Source organism: Achromobacter mucicolens, from assembly GCF_902859725.1.
Lineage (GTDB): Bacteria > Pseudomonadota > Gammaproteobacteria > Burkholderiales > Burkholderiaceae_B > Achromobacter > Achromobacter mucicolens.
Genome location: NZ_CADIJP010000006.1, coordinates 271258 through 289990, shown reverse-complemented (window position 1 = coordinate 289990; position 18733 = coordinate 271258). Strand labels below are relative to the sequence as shown.

Below are 18733 nucleotides of genomic sequence, written 5' to 3'. Positions count from 1 at the left end.
TTGACCTCATCAGCCTACGACGTTGACCAGTTTGCCCGGAACCACGATGACGCGCTTGGGCGGACGGCCTTCCAGGAATCGGGCGACCTCTTCCTGGCTGGCTGCCAGTTGCTCGATATCTTCCTTGACCGCCTTGGCCGCCACGCGGATCGAGCCGCGCAGCTTGCCATTGACCTGCAGCATCAGCTCGATCTCGTCGGCGACGAGCGCGGCTTCGTCCACATGCGGCCACGGCGCGTCGAGCAGGTCGCCGAGTTCCTTGGCGTAGCCCAGATCCTGCCACAGGTGCCAGGTGATGTGCGGCACGACCGGGTAGAGCACGCGCAGCAGGACGCCGACGGTTTCGGCATAGGCGGCATCGGCCTCGGCGCCTTCGGGCAGCTTGGCATCGTCGATGGCGTTCAGCATCTTCATGCAGGCGGACACGACGGTGTTGTACTGGATGCGCTGGTAGTCGTAATCGGCCTGCTTGAGCAGACCGTAGACCTCGCGGCGCAGGTCCTTGACCGCGGCGGGCGCTTGCGCCCAGTCCGCGCCGTGGGCCAGGCCGCGGGCGATGGCTTCGCGGCGGTTGTAGCTGATGGACCAGAGACGGCGCAGGAAGCGGTTGGAGCCTTCGACGCCGGAATCGGACCATTCGAGGGTCTGCTCGGGCGGGCTGGCGAACATGACGAACAGGCGGGCCGTGTCGGCGCCCAGCGTGTCGATCAGCGATTGCGGATCGACGCCGTTGTTCTTGGACTTGGACATCGTGCCCACGCCGCCGTAGTTGATGGCCGAACCGTCCGACTTCAGCTTGGCGCCGACGATGGCGCCGCGATCGTCGTAGACGTTGTCGACGTCTTCGGGCCAGAAGTACTCGATGCCGCCCTGGGGCGTCTTGCGGGAATAGATGTGGTTCAGCACCATGCCCTGGCACAGAAGCTTGGTGAAGGGCTCGTCGAAGTTGAGCAGGCCCATGTCGCGCATGACCTTGGTCCAGAAGCGCGCGTACAGCAGGTGCAGCACGGCGTGCTCGATGCCGCCGATGTACTGGTCCATCGGCATCCAGTAGTCATTGCGCTGGTCGACCATGGCGTTGTCGTTGCCGGGCGAGGTGTAGCGCATGAAGTACCAGGACGAGTCCACGAACGTGTCCATCGTGTCCGTTTCGCGGCGGGCGGGCTTGCCGCACTTGGGGCAGGCGCAGGACAGGAAGGCTTCGTTCTTGGCCAGCGGGTTGCCGCTGCCGTCGGGGATGAGGTCGTCGGGCAGGACCACGGGCAGGTCCTTTTCGGGCACCGGCACCGGGCCGCAGTCGGCGCAGTGGATGATCGGGATCGGGGTGCCCCAGTAGCGCTGGCGCGAAATGCCCCAGTCGCGCAGGCGCCAGGTGGTCTGCTTTTCGCCCAGGCCCTTTTCGCCCAGGTCGGCCGCGATGGCGTCCACGGCTTCCTTGTAGGACAGGCCGTCGTACTTGCCGGAATTGATGGTGCGGCCCGACTGCTTGTCGCCGTACCATTCCTGCCAGGCGTCGGTGGAGTACTCCTTGCCGGCCACGTCCACGACTTGCACGATGGGCAGGCCGTATTTCTTGGCGAAGGCGAAGTCGCGCTCGTCGTGCGACGGCACGCCCATGACGGCACCGTCGCCGTAGGTCATGAGCACGTAGTTGCCGACCCAGACTTCAACCTGCGCGCCGGTGATGGGGTGCGTGACGAACAGGCCCGTGGGCATGCCTTCTTTTTCGCGCGTGGCCATTTCGGCCTCGGTCGTGCCGCCGAGCTTGCACTGCTCGATAAACGCGGCCAGCGGCGCATTGGCGGCGGCGGCGTGCGTGGCCAGGGGGTGTTCCGGCGCCACGGCGCAGAAGGTCACGCCCATGATCGTGTCGGCGCGGGTGGTGAAGACGTACAGCTTGCCGTCCTGGATCAGTTGGCCGTCCTGGCCAGCGATCTGGTGCGGGAAGGCAAAGCGCAGGCCCTCGGACTTGCCGATCCAGTTTTCCTGCATCAGGCGAACGCGCTCGGGCCAGCCGGGCAGGTCGTTCTGGACCGCGCCCAGCAGTTCGTCGGCGTAGTCGGTGATGCGCAGGTAGTAACCGGGGATTTCGCGCTTTTCAACGAGCGCGCCCGAACGCCAGCCGCGGCCGTCGATGACCTGTTCGTTGGCCAGCACGGTCTGGTCGACCGGATCCCAGTTGACGACCTGGGTTTTGCGGTAGGCGACGCCCTTTTCGAGCATCTTCAGGAACAGCCACTGGTTCCACTTGTAATACTGCGGATCGCAGGCGCACATTTCGCGCGTCCAGTCGATTGCCAGACCCATCGCCTTCATCTGCTTCTTCATGTAGGCGATGTTGTCGTAGGTCCACTTGGCGGGCGGGACCTTGGACTTGATGGCCGCGTTTTCCGCCGGCATGCCGAACGCGTCCCAGCCCATGGGCATGAGGACGTTGTAGCCGCGCATGCGCAGCTGGCGGGCCATCATGTCGTTGATGGTGTAGTTGCGCACGTGGCCCATGTGCAGCTTGCCGCTGGGATAAGGCAGCATGGAGCAGGCGTAGAACTTGGGCTTTTCGGAGCCGTCGGGGTTCTTTGCGTGTTCTTGGACCAGATAGACGTCGCGGGCCTGCCAGTCTTGTTGGGCGGCCGCTTCGACGGTAGTGGGGAGGTAGCGTTCCTGCATGGGCTCGTGCGCGGTGGCGAAAAAGGGGTGAGCCGCCCCATCGCGCCGGGGCGCGGTGGCGGTCAAAACCCCTGATTATAGGAGGTGCTAGGCGCGGGCAGGGGGCGAGGGCATTTCCGGGATGCGCGCACTGGGCGCAAGGGCGCCATAAGCCAGCGTGAGGGCCGCCAGGACGGCGCCCGCCGTGACCACCGCCGGCCAGCCGAAATGGGCGTACAGCCAGGACGATACCAGCGAACCCGAAGCGCCGCCGATGAAGTAGCAGGTGACGTATCCGGCGGTCAGGCGGCTGCGCGCTTCGGGCCGCAGGCGGTAGATGGAGCTGGTGTTGGTGACGTGGACGCCCTGGATCGCCAGATCCTGCACCAGGATGCCCGCCAGCAGGGCAACGACCGACACCTGGCCGAACGCCATCAGTCCCCAGGAACCCAGGAGCAGCAGCAGGCCCACGCGGGTGGCAAGGTTGCCCAGGCCGCGGTCGGCAAGGCGTCCGAAGCGGTTGGCGGCGTAGGCCCCGGCCGCACCGGCCAGGCCAAAGAGACCGATGGTGGTGTTGCTGTATTCATAAGGCGGCCCGGCCAAAAGGAAGGTCAGCGGGGTCCACAGCATGCTGAAGGCGGCAAACAGCAGTCCGCCGATGAGGGACCGGGCGCGGAACAGCGGTTCTTCGACAAACATGCGCAGGATTGATCCCAGCAGACGCGGATAGCTCATTGCCGTGTGGCTCTGGTAGCGCGGCAGCACGCGCCACAGGACGGCGGACATGCACAGCATCAGGATGGCGGCCACCCAGTACACCGTGCGCCAGCTGCCCACGTCGGCCAGCGCGCCGGCCGCGGTGCGGGCCAGCAGGATGCCCAGGAGCAGCCCGCTCATGACGGTCCCGACGGCCTTGCCCCGCTCGTGGGGCGCCGCCAGCGTGGCGGCAAAGGGCACGAGGATCTGGGCGACGACGGATAGCATGCCGGTCAGGGCGGTGCCCAGGATCAGTACCGCGATGTTGCTGGCAAAGGCCGAGATCAGCAGGCCGCCCGCGGCCAGCAGGTTCATCAGCACGATCAGCGCGCGGCGCTCGAACATGTCGCCCAGCGGCACCAGCAGCATCAGGCCCACCGCGTAGCTGAGCTGCGCGGTCGTGACGATGGTGCCGGCGGCGGCATTCGAAATCGAGAACTGCTGACCGATCGTGTGCAGCAGGGGTTGCGCGTAGTAGTTGCTGGCGACCGCCAGGCCGGTCGCCACGGACATCAGCAGGATGATGGGCGCGGTGAGCGTGGGCGTGGTTTGTGTAGGAGAAGTCACTGATCTGAGGCTGAAAAGGTGATGACGGTGGGCGGCGGGCAACTCAGGCGTCGACGCTGCCGGGCGTTTCCTGGTCCTGCTTGATCAGCAGCTTTTTCAGAAGGCCCGCCAATTGGCGGCGTTCCGCGGCGGACAGCGGTTCCAGCAGGTCGTTCAGGTCGCTCAGGTAGTCCTTGAGCAGGATCTTGATCGTGCGCAGCCCGTTGGCGGTGAGCGACACGATGACGCCGCGCCGGTCGTCGGGATTGGGACTGCGCACGAGCATCCCGGCCTCTTCCAGCCGGTCCAGGCGGTTGGTCATGGCGCCGGACGTCAGCAGAAGGGCTTGCACGAGTTTTTGCGGATTCATCGCATACGGCGCGCCGGTGCGGTAGAGCGTGGCGAGCACGTCGAATTCGCCCTGATGCAGGTTGTACTGGCGAAAGGTGCGATTGACGTTGCGGGCGGCGAATGCGTTCAGGCGGAAGAGGCGGGCGACCACCGACATGGCGGCGAAGTCCTGCGCAGGGCATTCCTGCGTCCATTGCGAGATCACGAGATCGACAAGGTCATTCATGGCGGCGGGCTGGTGTGTCAATGTGAAGTATCTTCACGTAAAGACAAAATTCTAGCAGCGGCTTGCCGGCAATGCAAAGCGCGCGCCACCTACCGAGCCAAAGACCGCGCGCAAATGAAGAAGGGCCCGCCTCTTGCGAGGCGGGCCCTTCCCGGCTTGACCGGATACTGCGCGTAATGAAATTACTGCGCGGCGTCCTTCAGCTTCTTGAGCGGGCGAACCTTGACCTTGACCGAAGCCGGCTTGGCGGGGAACCAACGCTCTTCGCCCGTGAACGGATCCTTGCCGAAGCGCTTGGCCTTGGCGGGAACCTTCTGCACGGCGACCTTGAACAGGCCGGGCATCGTGAATTCGCCAGCGCCCTTCTTGTCCACGGAGCCCAGCACCGAGGTTTCCAGGCTGGCCAGGACGGCCTTGACCGACTTGGCTTCGACGCCGGATTGCTCAACGATGTAGGCGATGAGCTGGGTCTTGTTCATCGCGGCCTTGATGGCCTTGGGGGCGGCAGCGACCTTCTTGGCGGCGACGGCCTTCTTGGCAGCCGGCTTCACGGCGGGCTTGGCGGCAGTTGCCTTCTTTGCGGGCGCCTTGACGGCGGTCTTGGTGACTTTCTTGGCAGGAGCTTTAGCTTTCGTGGCCATGGTCAAAATCCGTATGTTGAGGACATGGAGCAGCGCGTGCCGGATATCGGCATTTGACGCTACGCGCCCGATGATAGCGGAAGAGTGGCGGTAAAAGCGGCTTTGCAGCGGGTTTTAAGCCACTGTTTGTTGTTTCCACGCAGAAAAGTGCCTTCTGCAAGGGGTTTCGCAAGAAGTCGTGACGTTCGCTGACGTTCTGACGGCTCGCGTTTGCGGGGCGCGCGCGTGGACCCATCCAGGGCGCCACGTGCGCGCTCAGGGACCATTGCCGCGCGTGCGGATGAACCTATCTTGTGGCGCATGTTCCAATTGCGGGCGGCGCGCGCGGCGGGCATGGGCGGAACGTCCCGTGATTCGGACTTGTCCCAAGCGCGTTGCGCGCGCCCGAAGAAAACAGAACATGGAAGTGAAGCAGCTATATGTTGATGAAGAAGTTGGCGGCGAGCCTGCTCGTTGCGACCGCCTGTATATCCAGCGCCATGGCGCAATCGATGCCGGCGCCGGCGCTTTCGGCCAAGGCGTGGCTGCTGCTGGATGAGACCAGCGGCCAGGTCATCGCGTCCCACGCGGCCACCACGCGCATCGAGCCGGCGTCCCTGACCAAGATCATGACGGCCTACGTCGTGTTCGATGCGATGACGAAGAAGGAGCTGACCGCCAGCCAGATGGTCACCATCTCGACGCGGGCCTGGAAGGTGCCGGCGGGCAGCTCCAAGATGTTCCTGGAGCCCAACTCCAAGGTGTCGGTGGACGACCTGCTGCGCGGCCTGATGATCCAGTCGGGCAATGACGCGGCGGTTGCGCTGGCCGAAGCCGTGTCGGGCAGCGTCGAAGCCTTTGTCGCGCGGATGAACGACACCGCCGCCCGCCTGGGCCTGCACGCCACGCACTTTGCCAGTCCGCACGGGCTGCCGGATCCGGGCACGTATTCCACCGCCAGCGACCTGTCGATCCTGGCCACGCGGTTCATCCGGGATTTTCCGCAGCTCTACAAGACCTACGATTCGGCCAGGCAGTTCACGTTCAACAAGATCACCCAGTCCAACCGGAACCGGCTGCTTTGGCTGGATCCCAGTGTGGACGGGCTGAAGACGGGCCATACGGCTTCGGCCGGCTATTGCATCATCGCGACGGCGCAGCGGCCCAATGGCAAGGATCAGCGGCGGCTGATCACGGTGGTGGTGGGCACGGCGTCGGACAAGCTGCGCACGCAGGAAAGCCGCGAGTTGCTGGAATGGGGCTTCCAGGGGTTCAATACCATCAAGCTGTATGCGCGCGGACAGGCCGTGGCCACGCCCGAGGTCTGGAAGGGCGAGACCGACAGCCTGAAGGTGGGATTCTCGCGCGACGCCTATGTGACGGTGCCCGCCGGCGCGAAGGTTGAATCGGCCTGGGCGCCGCAGGCGCCGTTGATCGCGCCCATTGCCGCGCAGGCGACGGTGGGCGAATTGAAGGTGACGGTGGACGGCAAGCCCGCCATGCACTTTCCGGTGGTGGCGCTGGAACCCGTGGCCGAGGCGGGCATCGCCGGGCGAGCGTGGGATTCCATCCGTTTGTGGTGGCGCGGCACAGCGGGTTAACGCAACACGATTCGGAGGCAGGCGATGGCAGTGAGTTTTCCAGGCGGTCCGGCTGCGGCGCCGGGCCCAGACGATCCGCTGGCGCTGTTGTCGGCCTGTCATGGGCGCATCGCGCGCCAATGCGCGACGCTGGCGCGGCTGGCGGCGCACCTGCCATCGCACGGCAGCGACATGGCGGCGCAAACCGCCGCCACAAGCGTCCGCCGCTACTTCGACACCGCGGCCGTGCATCATCATGAAGACGAAGAAGAAGACCTCTTTCCGGCGTTGATCGACTCGATGGCGGGATCGGACGCGGTGTGCCTGCACGCCCTGGTGGACGGCCTGATGGCAGATCATCGCCGCTTGGCGGGCCTGTGGGAACCCTTGCGCCAGACGCTGTCCGAGATCGTGGCGGGGCGGCCGGCGCAATTGCCGCCGGAGCAGGTCCAGGCATTCACCGAGGCCTACGAAGCGCACATCCGGCGCGAAGAGGACGAGCTGCTGCCGATGGCGGCGCGGCTGATACCGGACGACGCGCTGGCCGCGATCGGTCAGGCCATGAAAGCGCGGCGCGGCGGCGAGGCCGGCTGAAAAGGCGCGTTGCGCGGGCGGGGGCGAGCGTTTACCCTTGCCGGACAGGCGGGAACGCCGATGCCAGGGAACAAGACAGGATGATGCTGGGGGGAATGAACGTCGCGCGCCGGCTGTTCGGTTCGTGGGTCGAGGACGTCAACCGGGTGACGCTGCGCGCCGACCTGGCGGCGGGGTTGTTGGGCGCGCTGCTGGTGCTGCCGCAGGGCGTCGCGTTTGCGACGCTGGCGGGCCTGCCTCCTGAATACGGACTGTATTCGGCCATCGTGCCCTGTATCGTGGCGGCGTTGTTCGGCTCCAGCCGCCATGTGATGTCCGGACCGACCAACGCCAATTCGCTGGCGCTGTTTGCGGTGCTGGCGCCGCTGGCAGCGGCGGGCACTCCCGCCTACATTCAGCTTGCTCTTGCCGTGACCGTGCTGGTCGGGATCATGCAGTGGCTGGTGGGCACCTTGCGGCTGGGATCGCTGGCGCACTTCATTTCGCCGTCGGCGTTGTTTGGCTTTACCAGTGGCGCGGCCGTGCTGATCGCGGTGCATGCGCTCAAGGACGCGCTGGGTTTGCCCTCGACAGAGGCGCACGGTGCGGGCGCGGTGCTGGAAAACATCGCCACGCATATCGGCCAGGCGCATCCGGGCGCCTTGCTGGTGACGCTGGTCACCCTGGGCACCGCGCTGCTGGCGCGCCGGCTGGACAAGCGCAAGCCTTACATGCTGCTGGGCCTGGCGGCGGGGACATTCGCGGCGTGGGCCTACAATTCGGTGGTCACGTCCCAAGGGGGCGCGCCGGTGCCTTTGCTGGGGGCAATCGCCCAACCGTGGCCGCCGTTTCATGTGCCCAGCGTCGACTGGCGCGCGCTGCCCGATCTCTTGAGCCTGGCATTTGCGCTGACCATCGTCGCATTGGCGCAATCCATCTCGATTGCCAAGGCGGTTGCGACGCGATCGGGCCAACGCATCGACGCGAACCGGGAGTTCGTGGGGCAGGGCTTGTCCAACATCGTGGGCGGCTTTTTTTCGTGCTACCTGTCCTGCGGCTCGCTCAATCGTTCCATTCCAAATTTCGAGGCGGGCGCAAAAACGCCGCTGGCGTCGGTGTTTTCCGCGCTGCTGCTGATGCTGCTGGTGGCGGTGTCGGCGCCGCTTCTGGCGTTGATCCCGCATGCCGCGATCTCGGGGCTGCTGCTGCTGGTGGCCTGGACGCTGCTGGACATTCCGCGCTGGCGTCACCTGTTGCGCACGCAACGCGGCGAATGCGCAATCGCCGCGGCCACGCTGGCCGCCACGATCGCCATCCGCATGGAGGTCGCAATCCTGCTGGGGACCGTGCTGTCGCTCATGGTGTACCTGCACCGCACGTCGCGGCCGGCGATGCGCACGATGGGCTTTGATTCGCGCGGGCCGGATCGCCGCTTCGTCGTCCTGGAGCATCACCCGGACGCCTTGCCGGAATGCCCGCAACTGAAGCTGCTGCGCATGGAGGGGTCAGTCTATTTCGGTGCGGCCGCGCACGTGGCGCAGCGGCTGCACGATCTGCGTTCGGCGCCGGGCGCGCCGCGCCATCTGCTGGTGATGGCCAAGAGCATGAACTTCATCGACCTGGCCGGCGCGCAGGTCTGGGACGACGAGCTGGCGGCGCGGCGCGCGATGGGCGGCGATCTGTATTTCCATCGGCCGCGGCCCGAGGTGATGGACATGTGGCGCCGCACCGGATTTCTGGCCCGGCTGGGCGAGGACCACATCTTTCCGGACAAGGCGACGGCGTTGCACGAGATCTACGCCAGGCTGGACCGGAACATCTGCGCAGGGTGCACGGCCCGGATTTTCTGGGAATGCCAGCCGGACCGCCCGCAGCGCGACGGTTGAGGCGTTTGGCGGGTCAGGCTTTCTGCGGCGTCTCGGTGCCCAGATAAGCGGCCTTGACCCGTTCGTCGGCTGCGATGTCGGCCGGCGCGCCTTTGGCCAGCAGGCCGCCCCGCACCAGCACCGCGATGCGATCGGCGTGCTTGAACACGACATCCAGGCTGTGTTCCGTGAAAAGCACCGCGATGCGCTGCGTGTCCGCCAGCTGGCGGGTCAGGCGCATCAGCGCGTGGCGTTCGTTGGTGGCCATGCCGGCGGTGGGCTCGTCCATCAAGAGCAGACGCGGCTGGTGCGCCAGCGCCATCGCAAGCTCCACCCGCTTGACGTCGCCATAGGCCAGCGTGCCGCAAGCCTCGTTGGCCTTGTCCGCCATCTGCACCTGCGACAGCAGGGTCTTCGCTTCGTCAACCGCATGGCGGCCGGCGCGCCGCCATGGGTTGAACAGCAACCGGTCGCGCGACAGCAGGGCGGTCTGAACGTTTTCCAGCACGGTCATCGAGCGGAACGTGGCGGCGGTCTGGAAGCTGCGGCCCACGCCCAGCCGGCAGATCTTGCTGGCCGACAGGCCGACCAGTTCGCGCCCGTCCAGCCGTACCGAACCCGAGTCCGGGCGCAGTTGGCCGCCCAACACATTGAAGCAGGTCGACTTGCCCGCGCCGTTCGGGCCGATCAGGGCCAGCATGTGGCCGGCTTCCAGGTCGAACGACACATCGGCCAGCGCGTCGATGCCGCCGAAGGATTTGCGCAGGTTGCGCACCTGCAGCAGGGGGGCGGCCGGGGTCATGCGGACCTCCTGCGCAGCCGGGCGGCAGCGCCCGCCAGGCCGTCGGGGAAGGCCATGACGAGCGCCAGGATCGCCAGGCCCAGCACCGCGTGCCAGTACTCGGTGCTGCGCGCCGCGGCATCCTGCAGCCAGGTGTAGGATGCCGCGCCGACGAGCGGGCCGGCCAGCGTCTGGATGCCGCCCAGCAGCACCATCACCAGTCCATCGACCGAGCGGCTGACGGCCAGCACGTCGGGCGCGATGCTGCCCTTGGAAAATGCATACAGGGAGCCCGCCAGGCCCGCGGCGAACGAGGCGGCCACGAATCCTGCCCATTGGATGCGACGCGTGTCCATGCCCAGCGCTTCGGCGCGCAAGGCCGAATCGCGCACGCCGCGCAGCGCGAAACCCAGCGGCGAAAACGCCAGCCGGCGCAGCCACCAGACGCCGGCCGCGCACAGCGCCAGCGTGAGGTAGTAGAACCAGGGCCCCTGCGCCAGCCAGGCCGACGGCCACAAGCCCGTCAGACCGTTGCTGCCGCCGGTCACGTCATCCCATTGATAGGTCAGGGCCCACAGAATCTGCGCGACGGCCAGCGTCAGCATCGCCATATACACACCGGACAGACGCACGCAGAACCACCCGAACACCAGGGCCCCGAACGCGGCGGCAAACGGGCCCAGCAGCAGCGCTGCCTCCATGGGGATGGCGGCCAGTTTCAGGAGCAGCGCCGCGCCGTAGGCGCCCAGTCCGAACCAGGCGGCGTGGCCGAACGAGGTCATGCCCGCCAGCCCGGTCAGAAAGTGCAGACTGGCGGCGAACAGGGCGGCGATCAGGATCTCGGTCATGAGAATGCTGAGGTAGGGCCAGTACAGCGTCGCGACGGGCACCAGCGCCAGCAAGGCCAGCAGCACGCCATAGGCCAGACGCAGGCGGGGGCCCGCCGGAGATAGGGGCCGCTCCGGCATGCCCGCGTGCGAGGAGGGCGCGGGGGGCTTACCCATCAGGCCCCACGGCCGCACGACCAGCACCACGGCCATCACGGCGAATTCGGCCAGCAGCGTGAGCTTGGATAGGTTGAATACCCACGGGCCGATGGCGACCTGACCCAGGAACACGAACAGCGCCTTGACCGAGCAGATCAGCACGGCCGCCAGGAACGCGCCCGGCACCGATCCCAGGCCGCCCACGACCACCACGACAAACGCGCTGGCGATGATTTCCAGATCCAGGCCCAGGGTGGCGGGCACGCGCGGCGCGGCAAGCGCGCCGCCCAGGCCGGCGAGGAACGCGCCCAGCGTGAAGGCGGACGTGAACAGCCAGGCCTGATTCACGCCCAGCGCCGCCAGCATGGTGCGGTTTTCAGCGGCGGCGCGCAGTAGCCGGCCCCAGCGGGTGCGCATGAGCAGCAGCCACAAGAGACCCAGCACGATGGGGCCGGCGGCAATCAGCAGGAGGTCGTATTCAGGGTAACGGCGGCCCAGGATCTGCACGGCGCCCGACAGGCCGGGCGCGCGGGCCGAGAACAGGTCTTCGGGGCCCCAGATGGCCAGGGCCGCGTCGCCGATGATGAGGACGAGGGCGAAGGTCGCCAGCAGCTGGAAGAGTTCGGGGGCGCGGTAAAGGCGCTTGAGCACCAGAAGTTCGGCCGCCGCGCCGATCAGTCCGGTCGCCAGCGCCGCCAGCAGCAGGCCGAACCAGTAACCCGCGCCGCTGCCGAAATGGCTGGTGAAGGTCCAGGCCAGGTAGATGCCCAGCATGTAGAACGAGCCGTGCGCGAAGTTGACCACGCGGGTCACGCCAAAGATCAGCGACAGGCCCGCGGCGACCAGGAACAGCGCGCTGGCGTCGGCCAGGCCGTTGAGCAGCTGCAGCAGCAGCCCGGACACATTCATCAGTGGGCCGGCCGCATCTTGCGCACCTGTTCGTCAGGCGGCTGCAGCCGTGCGCCGTCGATGTAGGCAAAGTCCTTCATGATGCCCTTTCCGTCCTCGACCGCGGTCACGCCCACGTACACGCCCATCGTGGATTGATGGTCGATCTTGCGGTACTGGATCGGGCCGTAGGGCGTGTCCACCTTCAGGCCGGCAAAGGCATCGACGAGCTTTTCCGTGTCCACGGAACCGGCGGCCTTCAGGCCCTGCGCGATCGACATCAACGATGCATAGCCGACCACCGACCCGACCTTGGGCGTTTCGTTGAAGCGCTTCTTGTAGGCGTCGACAAAGGTCTTGTTGGCCGGCGTGTCGATGGCGTACCAGGGATAGCCAGTGACGATCCAGCCGGTGGGGGTGTCGGCGCCCAGCGGCTCCAGATATTCGGGTTCGCCGGACAGCAGCGAGACGACCGGCATGTTTTCAAAGAGGCCGCGCGTGTTGCCTTCGCGCACGAAGCGCGTCAGGTCGGCGGCGAACAGCACGTTGAAAATGGCGTCGGGTTTGGCGTCGGCCAACGCCTGCACCACCGCGCCGGCATCCACCTTGCCCAGCGGCACGGCCTGTTCCGCGACGAATTCCACGTCGGACTGGAACGACTGCATCATGGCCTTGAACGTGGCCACGGCGGATTGCCCGTATTCGTAATTGGGGTAGACGATTGCCCAGCGCTTCTTGCGCAGGGCCAGCGCCTTGGGCGCCACCGCCGCCACGTGCATCCACGTGGACGGACGCAGGCGGTAGGTGTAGCGGTTGCCTTCCTGCCAGGTGATCTTGTCGGTCAGCGGCTCGGCGGCCAGGAAGAACACCTCTTGCTGCTTGGCGAAATCGGTCAGCGCCAGGCCGGTGTTGGAAAGGAACCCCCCGAACAGCAGCTCGACTTTTTCGCGCGCCAGCAGTTCCTGTGCGGCGCGGACGGAGTCACCCGGATTGCCGTTGTCGTCGCGCGAGATGACTTCGAGTTTTCGGCCCAGGACGCCACCCGCGGCGTTGACCTCTTCAAGCGCCAGCTGCCAACCCTTTTTGTACGGGCCCAGGAAGGCGGGAATGGCCTTGTAGCTGTTGATCTCGCCGATGCGGATGGGCGGCTCCTTGTCTTTGGCGGCGGCGGGGGCGGCCGGAGCCAGGGCCAGGGCCAGGATCGCGGGCGCAAGCGCGCGGCGCAGCAAAGTGAGGCAGGGACGGATCATGGTGGAGTAATCGCAGGCTGAAGATGAATCGGGCCTCGCGCGCGCCCTGGGGCGCCGCCGGTGCGGCCTAATTGAAACATGGGCCTCGGCGAAGCGGCAAATTAATGGCAATAAAAAGCCGGCAATAAAAAAGGCCCTGCATGACAGGGCCTTTTTTGCGGGATACCGGCTGAATTACTTCAGCTTGGTTTCCTTGTAGTCGACGTGCTTGCGAGCGACCGGATCAAATTTCTTGATCAGCATCTTCTCGGGCATGTTGCGCTTGTTCTTGGTGGTCGTGTAGAAATGACCCGTGCCGGCGGTCGACTCGAGCTTGATCTTTTCGCGGATACCTTTGGCCATGTCGTGCTCCTAGTATGTAGATTGGCGGGGCGGCCGATTAGGCCATTTCGCCGCGGGCACGCATTTCGGCCAGCACGGCTTCGATGCCGTTCTTGTCGATCGTGCGGATGGCCTTGGCAGAAACACGCAGGCGAACCCAGCGGTTTTCGCTTTCAACCCAGAACCGGCGCGATTGCAGGTTGGGCAGGAAGCGACGCTTGGTCTTGTTGTTTGCGTGCGAAACATTGTTGCCCACCATCGGGCCTTTGCCGGTCACTTGGCATACGCGTGCCATGGATGCACCTCTTTAGTGTCGTTCTTGCCGCGCATCGCTTCGGGGGAGTAGACGGGGGTTTAGCCGCCGGGCTGTGAAGGCTGCTGTACGCTGCCTTGGCCGGCCACCCAGTCTTAGTGGATGAGGGGGAAAGTGATTTCACCCCAGTGCTTATACCCGCTGCCTGCCGCCCGCTTGCATTCACAACACGCGGTTGGGGGTCAGAGTGCTGAACTACAAAGCATAGTAGTCCTGCACGGGAAACTTCATGTGAAGACCGCGATTCTAATACGAAAATCTTAAATAAATCAAGCTGCAGGGTTACGCGGTGTGCGAACGCGCCACACGCCCGGCCGTCCAGGACAGGCATGCGCAGGCCGCCAGGGTAGTCGTAAGAGGCAGGGCGGTGTCCGATTGCCAGGCGCTGACGGCGAAACCCGCGAGGGCGCCGCACGACAACTGAAGCGTCCCCAATAGCGCGGACGCCGCGCCCAGCCGCTTGCCCTGGTCCGCCAGCGCAAGCGCCGCCGAGTTGGGGTTCACGAAGCCCTGGCTGCCCATGTAGCAGATCAGGCACAGCATCAGCAGCGGCAGCGTCAGCAGCCCGGCCAGCGTCAGCGCGACGGCGGCGAGGCTGGCGCAGGCCAGCGTGACCAGCGCCCGGCGCTGTAACTGGCGCGGGGTGTAGGTGCGCAGCAGCCGCGCGCTGATCTGCGAGCAGATGATGAGCGACAGCGCATTGGTGCCGAACAGCAGGCCGTAGTATTGCGGCGGCACGCCGTAGAGCTCGATGAAGACGCGGGGCGAGCCGATGATGTAGGCGAACATGCCGGCCTGGCCAAAACCGCCCGCCAGGCTGTGCGACATGAAGCCGCGGTGCGCGAACAGGCCGCGATAGTTCTGCAGGATGGTGCTCCAGCGCAGCGGCACCACGCGCTCGGGCGTGAGCGATTCCTTCATGATGAGGATGACGGCCGTCATCAGCATCGCGCCGCCCGCGAGCATCACCCAGAAAAGGCTGCGCCACGAGGTGATGGCCAGCAACTGGCCCCCGATCAGCGGCGCGAGGATCGGCGCCAGGCCCATGATGAGCATCAGCAGCGACATGGCGCGCGCGGCTTCGTGGGTCTCGTAGTGGTCGCGGATGACCGCGCGCGGAATCACGATGCCGGCCGCGCCGCCCATTGCCTGCACGACGCGCCAGCCGGTCAGGGCTTCGACCGATCCCGACAGCGCGCACCCCAGCGAGGCGATCATGAACAGGGTCAGGCCTACCAGCAGCGGCGGCTTGCGGCCGAAGCGGTCGGCCATCGGGCCGTAGAACACCTGCGCCATCGCCAGGCCGATCAGGTACGCCGCCAGCGTGCGCTCGACATCGCCGCGGGAGACGCCGAGATTGGCCGCGATCGTGGGGAACGCGGGCAGGTACATATCGATGGCGAACGGGCCGATGGCCGTCAGCGCGCCCATGAGGATGAGCCAACCGGGCAGGCTGCTGCGGGATGTCTGTGATGGGGGCATGTAGATCGCGATGAAACGCAGGGACAGGGCGCGTGGCGGTGCAGGGTCTGTACTGGCCGCGCCAAGCCGGGGACTTTATCATGGGCTGGCTTACAGGAAAATTGCGGGTGTTTTCCGAGAGCGTCCCTGGCGCCGTTACGCATCCGGAGGAGAAGCCGTGAATCCTTTGCTATCTGTCGTGGAACGCAAACTTCAGGCCCTGCCTGTCCCGGTGCAGCTCGTGCTGCCCGATGGCGCCGTGCTCGGCGCGCCGTCCCCCCGCGTGCGGTTCGTGACGCACGACAAGAGTGCGCTGGCCCATCTGGCCGAAGGGGCCGTCGGCGTGCTGGGCCAGGATTACGTCGAAGGCCGCATCGATATCGAAGGACGCATGCGCGACGTCATGGCGGCCGCGGCAAAGCTCCTGCCCGGTTCGCCCATGGACGCCGCGCGGGGCGGATGGCTGACCGATCTGGTGCGCAAAGTGATGTCGGTGTGGCGGCATTCGGTCGAGCGCGACGCCAAACAGATTCAGTTCCACTACGACCTGTCCGACGACTTCTACGCGCTGTGGCTGGATCCGCGCCGCGTCTATTCGTGCGCCTACTACCGCGAACCGGGCATGACGCTGGCGCAGGCGCAGGAGGCCAAGCTCGATCACATTTGCCGCAAGCTGCGTCTGTCCGCCGGCGAGCGGTTCCTGGACGTGGGCGCGGGATGGGGCGGGTTGCTGCTGTGGGCCGCCGAGAACTATGGCGTCGACGCCACCGGCATCACGCTGTCGCGCAACCAGCATGCGCACGTCAGCCGGCTGATCGAAGAGAAGGGGTTGTCCGGGCGGGTCCGCATGATGCTGCTGGATTACCGCCAGCTGGACGAATCGCAGCCCTACGACAAGATCGCATCGGTCGGCATGTTCGAGCACGTGGGGCGCGCGCAGCTGGAAAGCTACTTCGCCAAGCTGCGGCGGCTGCTCCGGCCGGGCGGGCTGATCATGAATCACGGCATCACCGCGGCCGGCGTGTACAACGCCGAGCTGGGCAATGGCATGGGCGAGTTCATCGAGAAGTACATCTTTCCGGGCGGCGAGCTGACGCACGTCAGCGTGGTGATGCAGGCGCTGGCCAATGGCGGGCTGGAAGACCTGGACGTGGAGAACCTGCGGCCGCACTATGCGCGCACGCTCTGGGCCTGGAGTGATGGACTGGAGGCGCGGTTGCCCGAAGCGGCCCGCATCCTGGGCGGGGACCAGGGCGAGCGGTCGCTGCGCGCGTACCGGCTGTATCTGGCCGGTTGCGCCATGGCGTTCGAACATGGGTGGATCGCACTGCATCAGATTCTTGTCCAGCATCCGGCGTCGGGCCGCGCGGACGAACTGGATGGGCCAGGGGATCTGTCTTATCCGTGGCGGCGGGACTATATGTATGGGAGATCGGCCGGGCATTGAGGGGCCGGGCGATGCGCGCCGTCCTGGTGATTTGCAAATCGCCGATCCGTCGTTCGTGATGTCTGGCCAGCGACATACCATCGAACCTTCCATTGCAATCAAGCATGAAGCAGGGGGTTCCATGGCTGGCAAACACGCGGCGCCGCGAGGCAGCGCCAATTCGGGCTACGAGGCGGATGTGCTGGTCATCGGCGGTGGCCCTGCCGGAACCTGGGCCGCGGTATGCGCCGCGCAGGCCGGCGCCAGCGTCATCCTGGCGGACAAGGGGTATTGCGGATCGTCCGGCGCAACCGCCGCGGCCGGCACCGCCGTCTGGTATGTCGATCCCGATCAACAGAAGCGCGACGCCGCGATGGCCAGCCGCTACGACATGGGGGGCCGTCTGGCGGACCACGGCTGGATGCGGCGCGTGCTCGACCGCACCTGGGACGGCATCAACACCCTGGCCGATTGGGGCTATCCATTTCCGGTGGACGCTAGTGGCGTTTCGCGCCGCAACTCCCTGCAAGGCCCGGAGTACATGCGCCTGATGCGCAAACAGGTCAAGCAGGCTGGCGGCAAGATTCTGGACCATCATCCGGTGCTTGAGCTGCTACGCGATGAACAGGGCGCGGTGGCAGGCGCGGCGGGCGTGGACAGGCAGCGGGGCGGCGCGTGGACGGTGCGCGCAGGTGCGGTGGTGATCGCCACGGGCGGCTGCGCCTTTTTGAGCCGGGCCCTGGGCTGCAACGTGCTGACTGGAGATGGCCTGCTGATGGCGGCCGAACTGGGCGCGGAGCTGTCCGGCATGGAGTTTTCCAACGCGTACGGAATCTCCCCGGAATTCGGCTCCGTGACCAAGACGCTGTTCTACAGCTGGGCGACATTCACTGACGCCGACGGCGTGCCGATACCGGGCGCGGCCTCCAAGGGGGGGCGCTCGGTCATCGCGCGCGAGCTCTTGCGCCAGAAGGTCTACGCGCGCCTGGATTTGGCGGACGAGGGCACGCGGCAGGCGATGCGCGCCGCGCAACCGAACTTCTTCCTGCCGTTCGACCGCAGCGGCATCGATCCCTTCACGCAGCGCTTTCCCGTGACCTTGCGCCTGGAAGGAACCGTGCGCGGCACGGGGGGACTGAGGCTCACCGGGCCGGATTGCGCGACAACGGTGCCGGGGTTGTACGCGGCCGGTGATGCCGCCACGCGTGAGTTCATCTGCGGCGGGTTCACGGGGGGCGGCAGCCATAACGCCGCCTGGGCCATCTCGTCCGGATCGTGGGCGGGCGCAGGCGCGGCCGCGCACGCGATTCACGGGCGCGGCCGTGGACGAGCCGCCTTCGCGGCGGGCGTTGCGGGCCTGCGCGGCCCGGGCGCGCGCGCGGTGGACGCTGCCGCCCTGGTCAGGGCGGTGCAGGACGAGGTAATGCCGTTCGAGCGGAACTACTTCAGGACGGCGGACGTGCTTGCGCCGTCGGTCGCGAGGCTGGATGCGCAATGGCACGCGTTGCGATTGGCGGCGCCCGCGGCCGCCGTGGACCTGCTGGCCACCCGGGAAGCGGCGGCCATGCTGGCCACGTCACGCTGGATGTACCGCAGCGCGCTGGCCCGCCGCGAGACGCGCGGCATGCACAAGCGCTACGACTTCCTGGCGCAGGACGCCGCGCAACACCATCACCTGAGCGCCGGTGGCCTGGACGAGGTCTGGGTGCAGCCGCGCGCCCTGGACGGGATCAAGGCGCAATCCGCAACGCAAACGAGGTTGGCCGCATGATCGAACTCATCAGCGACAACCGTTGCACCGGCTGCAATATCTGCGTGCGGGTGTGCCCGGTCAATGTGTTCGACATTGTGGAAGGGGCGGCGCCGGTCATCGCGCGCCAGGACGCTTGCCAGACCTGTTTCATGTGCGAGGCGTGGTGTCCCGAGGACGCCATGTATGTGTCGCCCCAAGCCGATGCGCCGGCGCCCGTCGCAGAAGATGAACTGGTGCGGGCGGGCCTGCTGGGCAGCTATCGGCGCCAGATCGGCTGGACCCGGGAATCGAGCGATCTGCGCGCGGCAGACCAGTCGTTCAAACTGCTGGGGGGCGGCCCGGGGCGCTAGCCGCATCGGCCGGGGTTGATGGCGCCGATCGGGCGCGGGGG

At 66.5% G+C, this 18733-nt stretch carries 16 protein-coding genes; 6 read left to right on the top strand and 10 right to left on the bottom strand.

Features of this window, described 5'->3' with window-relative positions; genetic code table 11:
* Positions 1-9: 9 nt before the first annotated feature.
* The 4 genes from leuS to HV786_RS10025 all read right to left on the bottom strand — a co-directional run bounded on the left by leuS (position 10) and on the right by HV786_RS10025 (position 5166).
* Positions 10-2667: a leucine--tRNA ligase gene (gene leuS, locus HV786_RS10040; RefSeq protein ID WP_128827404.1), complete on the bottom strand. Its 2658-nt coding sequence runs from the start codon at positions 2665-2667 to the stop codon at positions 10-12.
* 87 nt (positions 2668-2754) lie between these two features.
* A complete protein-coding gene (locus HV786_RS10035) occupies positions 2755-3915 on the bottom strand; it encodes an MFS transporter (RefSeq protein WP_128827490.1) in 1161 nt (386 codons plus the stop codon).
* Between the two features lie 97 nt (positions 3916-4012).
* Positions 4013-4525, bottom strand: coding sequence for a MarR family winged helix-turn-helix transcriptional regulator (locus HV786_RS10030; protein ID WP_128827405.1), 513 nt, complete (start codon positions 4523-4525; stop codon positions 4013-4015).
* A gap of 182 nt (positions 4526-4707) precedes the next feature.
* Positions 4708-5166, bottom strand: coding sequence for an HU family DNA-binding protein (locus HV786_RS10025; protein WP_056322817.1), 459 nt, complete (start codon positions 5164-5166; stop codon positions 4708-4710).
* A gap of 419 nt (positions 5167-5585) precedes the next feature.
* Between HV786_RS10025 and HV786_RS10020 the strand changes: the two genes are divergently transcribed.
* From HV786_RS10020 to HV786_RS10010, 3 genes are all read left to right on the top strand, one after another.
* Positions 5586-6746, top strand: a complete 1161-nt coding sequence (locus HV786_RS10020) for a D-alanyl-D-alanine carboxypeptidase family protein (protein WP_128827406.1) — start codon at positions 5586-5588, stop codon at positions 6744-6746.
* Between the two features lie 24 nt (positions 6747-6770).
* The gene (locus tag HV786_RS10015) at positions 6771-7319 is read left to right on the top strand and encodes a hemerythrin domain-containing protein (protein WP_128827407.1); all 549 of its coding nucleotides are present in this window, start codon (positions 6771-6773) and stop codon (positions 7317-7319) included.
* A gap of 95 nt (positions 7320-7414) precedes the next feature.
* Positions 7415-9184, top strand: a complete 1770-nt coding sequence (locus HV786_RS10010) for a SulP family inorganic anion transporter (RefSeq protein ID WP_128827408.1) — start codon at positions 7415-7417, stop codon at positions 9182-9184.
* Between the two features lie 13 nt (positions 9185-9197).
* Here the strand turns inward: HV786_RS10010 and HV786_RS10005 are convergent, their stop codons facing one another.
* The 6 genes from HV786_RS10005 to HV786_RS09980 form a co-directional block, all read right to left on the bottom strand.
* The gene (locus tag HV786_RS10005) at positions 9198-9965 is read right to left on the bottom strand and encodes an ABC transporter ATP-binding protein (RefSeq protein ID WP_128827409.1); all 768 of its coding nucleotides are present in this window, start codon (positions 9963-9965) and stop codon (positions 9198-9200) included.
* Positions 9962-11839: an ABC transporter permease gene (locus HV786_RS10000; protein ID WP_128827410.1), complete on the bottom strand. Its 1878-nt coding sequence runs from the start codon at positions 11837-11839 to the stop codon at positions 9962-9964. The genes HV786_RS10005 and HV786_RS10000 overlap by 4 nt, the downstream gene beginning before the upstream one ends.
* On the bottom strand, positions 11839-13068 hold the full coding sequence (locus tag HV786_RS09995; RefSeq protein WP_128827411.1) for an ABC transporter substrate-binding protein: 1230 nt from the start codon (positions 13066-13068) through the stop codon (positions 11839-11841). Before HV786_RS09995 ends, HV786_RS10000 begins: the two co-directional genes overlap by 1 nt.
* A gap of 174 nt (positions 13069-13242) precedes the next feature.
* Positions 13243-13410 (bottom strand): 50S ribosomal protein L33, encoded by a 168-nt coding sequence (gene rpmG / locus HV786_RS09990; RefSeq protein WP_003810296.1) that lies wholly within the window; start codon positions 13408-13410, stop codon positions 13243-13245.
* Between the two features lie 37 nt (positions 13411-13447).
* On the bottom strand, positions 13448-13684 hold the full coding sequence (rpmB, locus tag HV786_RS09985) for a 50S ribosomal protein L28 (RefSeq protein WP_050447723.1): 237 nt from the start codon (positions 13682-13684) through the stop codon (positions 13448-13450).
* Between the two features lie 300 nt (positions 13685-13984).
* Positions 13985-15184 (bottom strand): Bcr/CflA family multidrug efflux MFS transporter, encoded by a 1200-nt coding sequence (locus HV786_RS09980; protein ID WP_128827412.1) that lies wholly within the window; start codon positions 15182-15184, stop codon positions 13985-13987.
* Between the two features lie 157 nt (positions 15185-15341).
* Here HV786_RS09980 and HV786_RS09975 point away from each other — a divergent pair, with 157 nt between their 5' ends.
* From HV786_RS09975 to HV786_RS09965, 3 genes are all read left to right on the top strand, one after another.
* Positions 15342-16610 carry a class I SAM-dependent methyltransferase gene (locus HV786_RS09975; protein ID WP_128827413.1) on the top strand — a complete coding sequence of 423 codons (1269 nt, stop codon included), beginning with the start codon at positions 15342-15344 and terminating at the stop codon, positions 16608-16610.
* Between the two features lie 121 nt (positions 16611-16731).
* Positions 16732-18360 (top strand): FAD-dependent oxidoreductase, encoded by a 1629-nt coding sequence (locus tag HV786_RS09970; RefSeq protein WP_175210679.1) that lies wholly within the window; start codon positions 16732-16734, stop codon positions 18358-18360.
* Positions 18357-18692 (top strand): 4Fe-4S dicluster domain-containing protein, encoded by a 336-nt coding sequence (locus HV786_RS09965; protein ID WP_175210677.1) that lies wholly within the window; start codon positions 18357-18359, stop codon positions 18690-18692. The genes HV786_RS09970 and HV786_RS09965 overlap by 4 nt, the downstream gene beginning before the upstream one ends.
* Positions 18693-18733 lie beyond the last annotated feature (41 nt).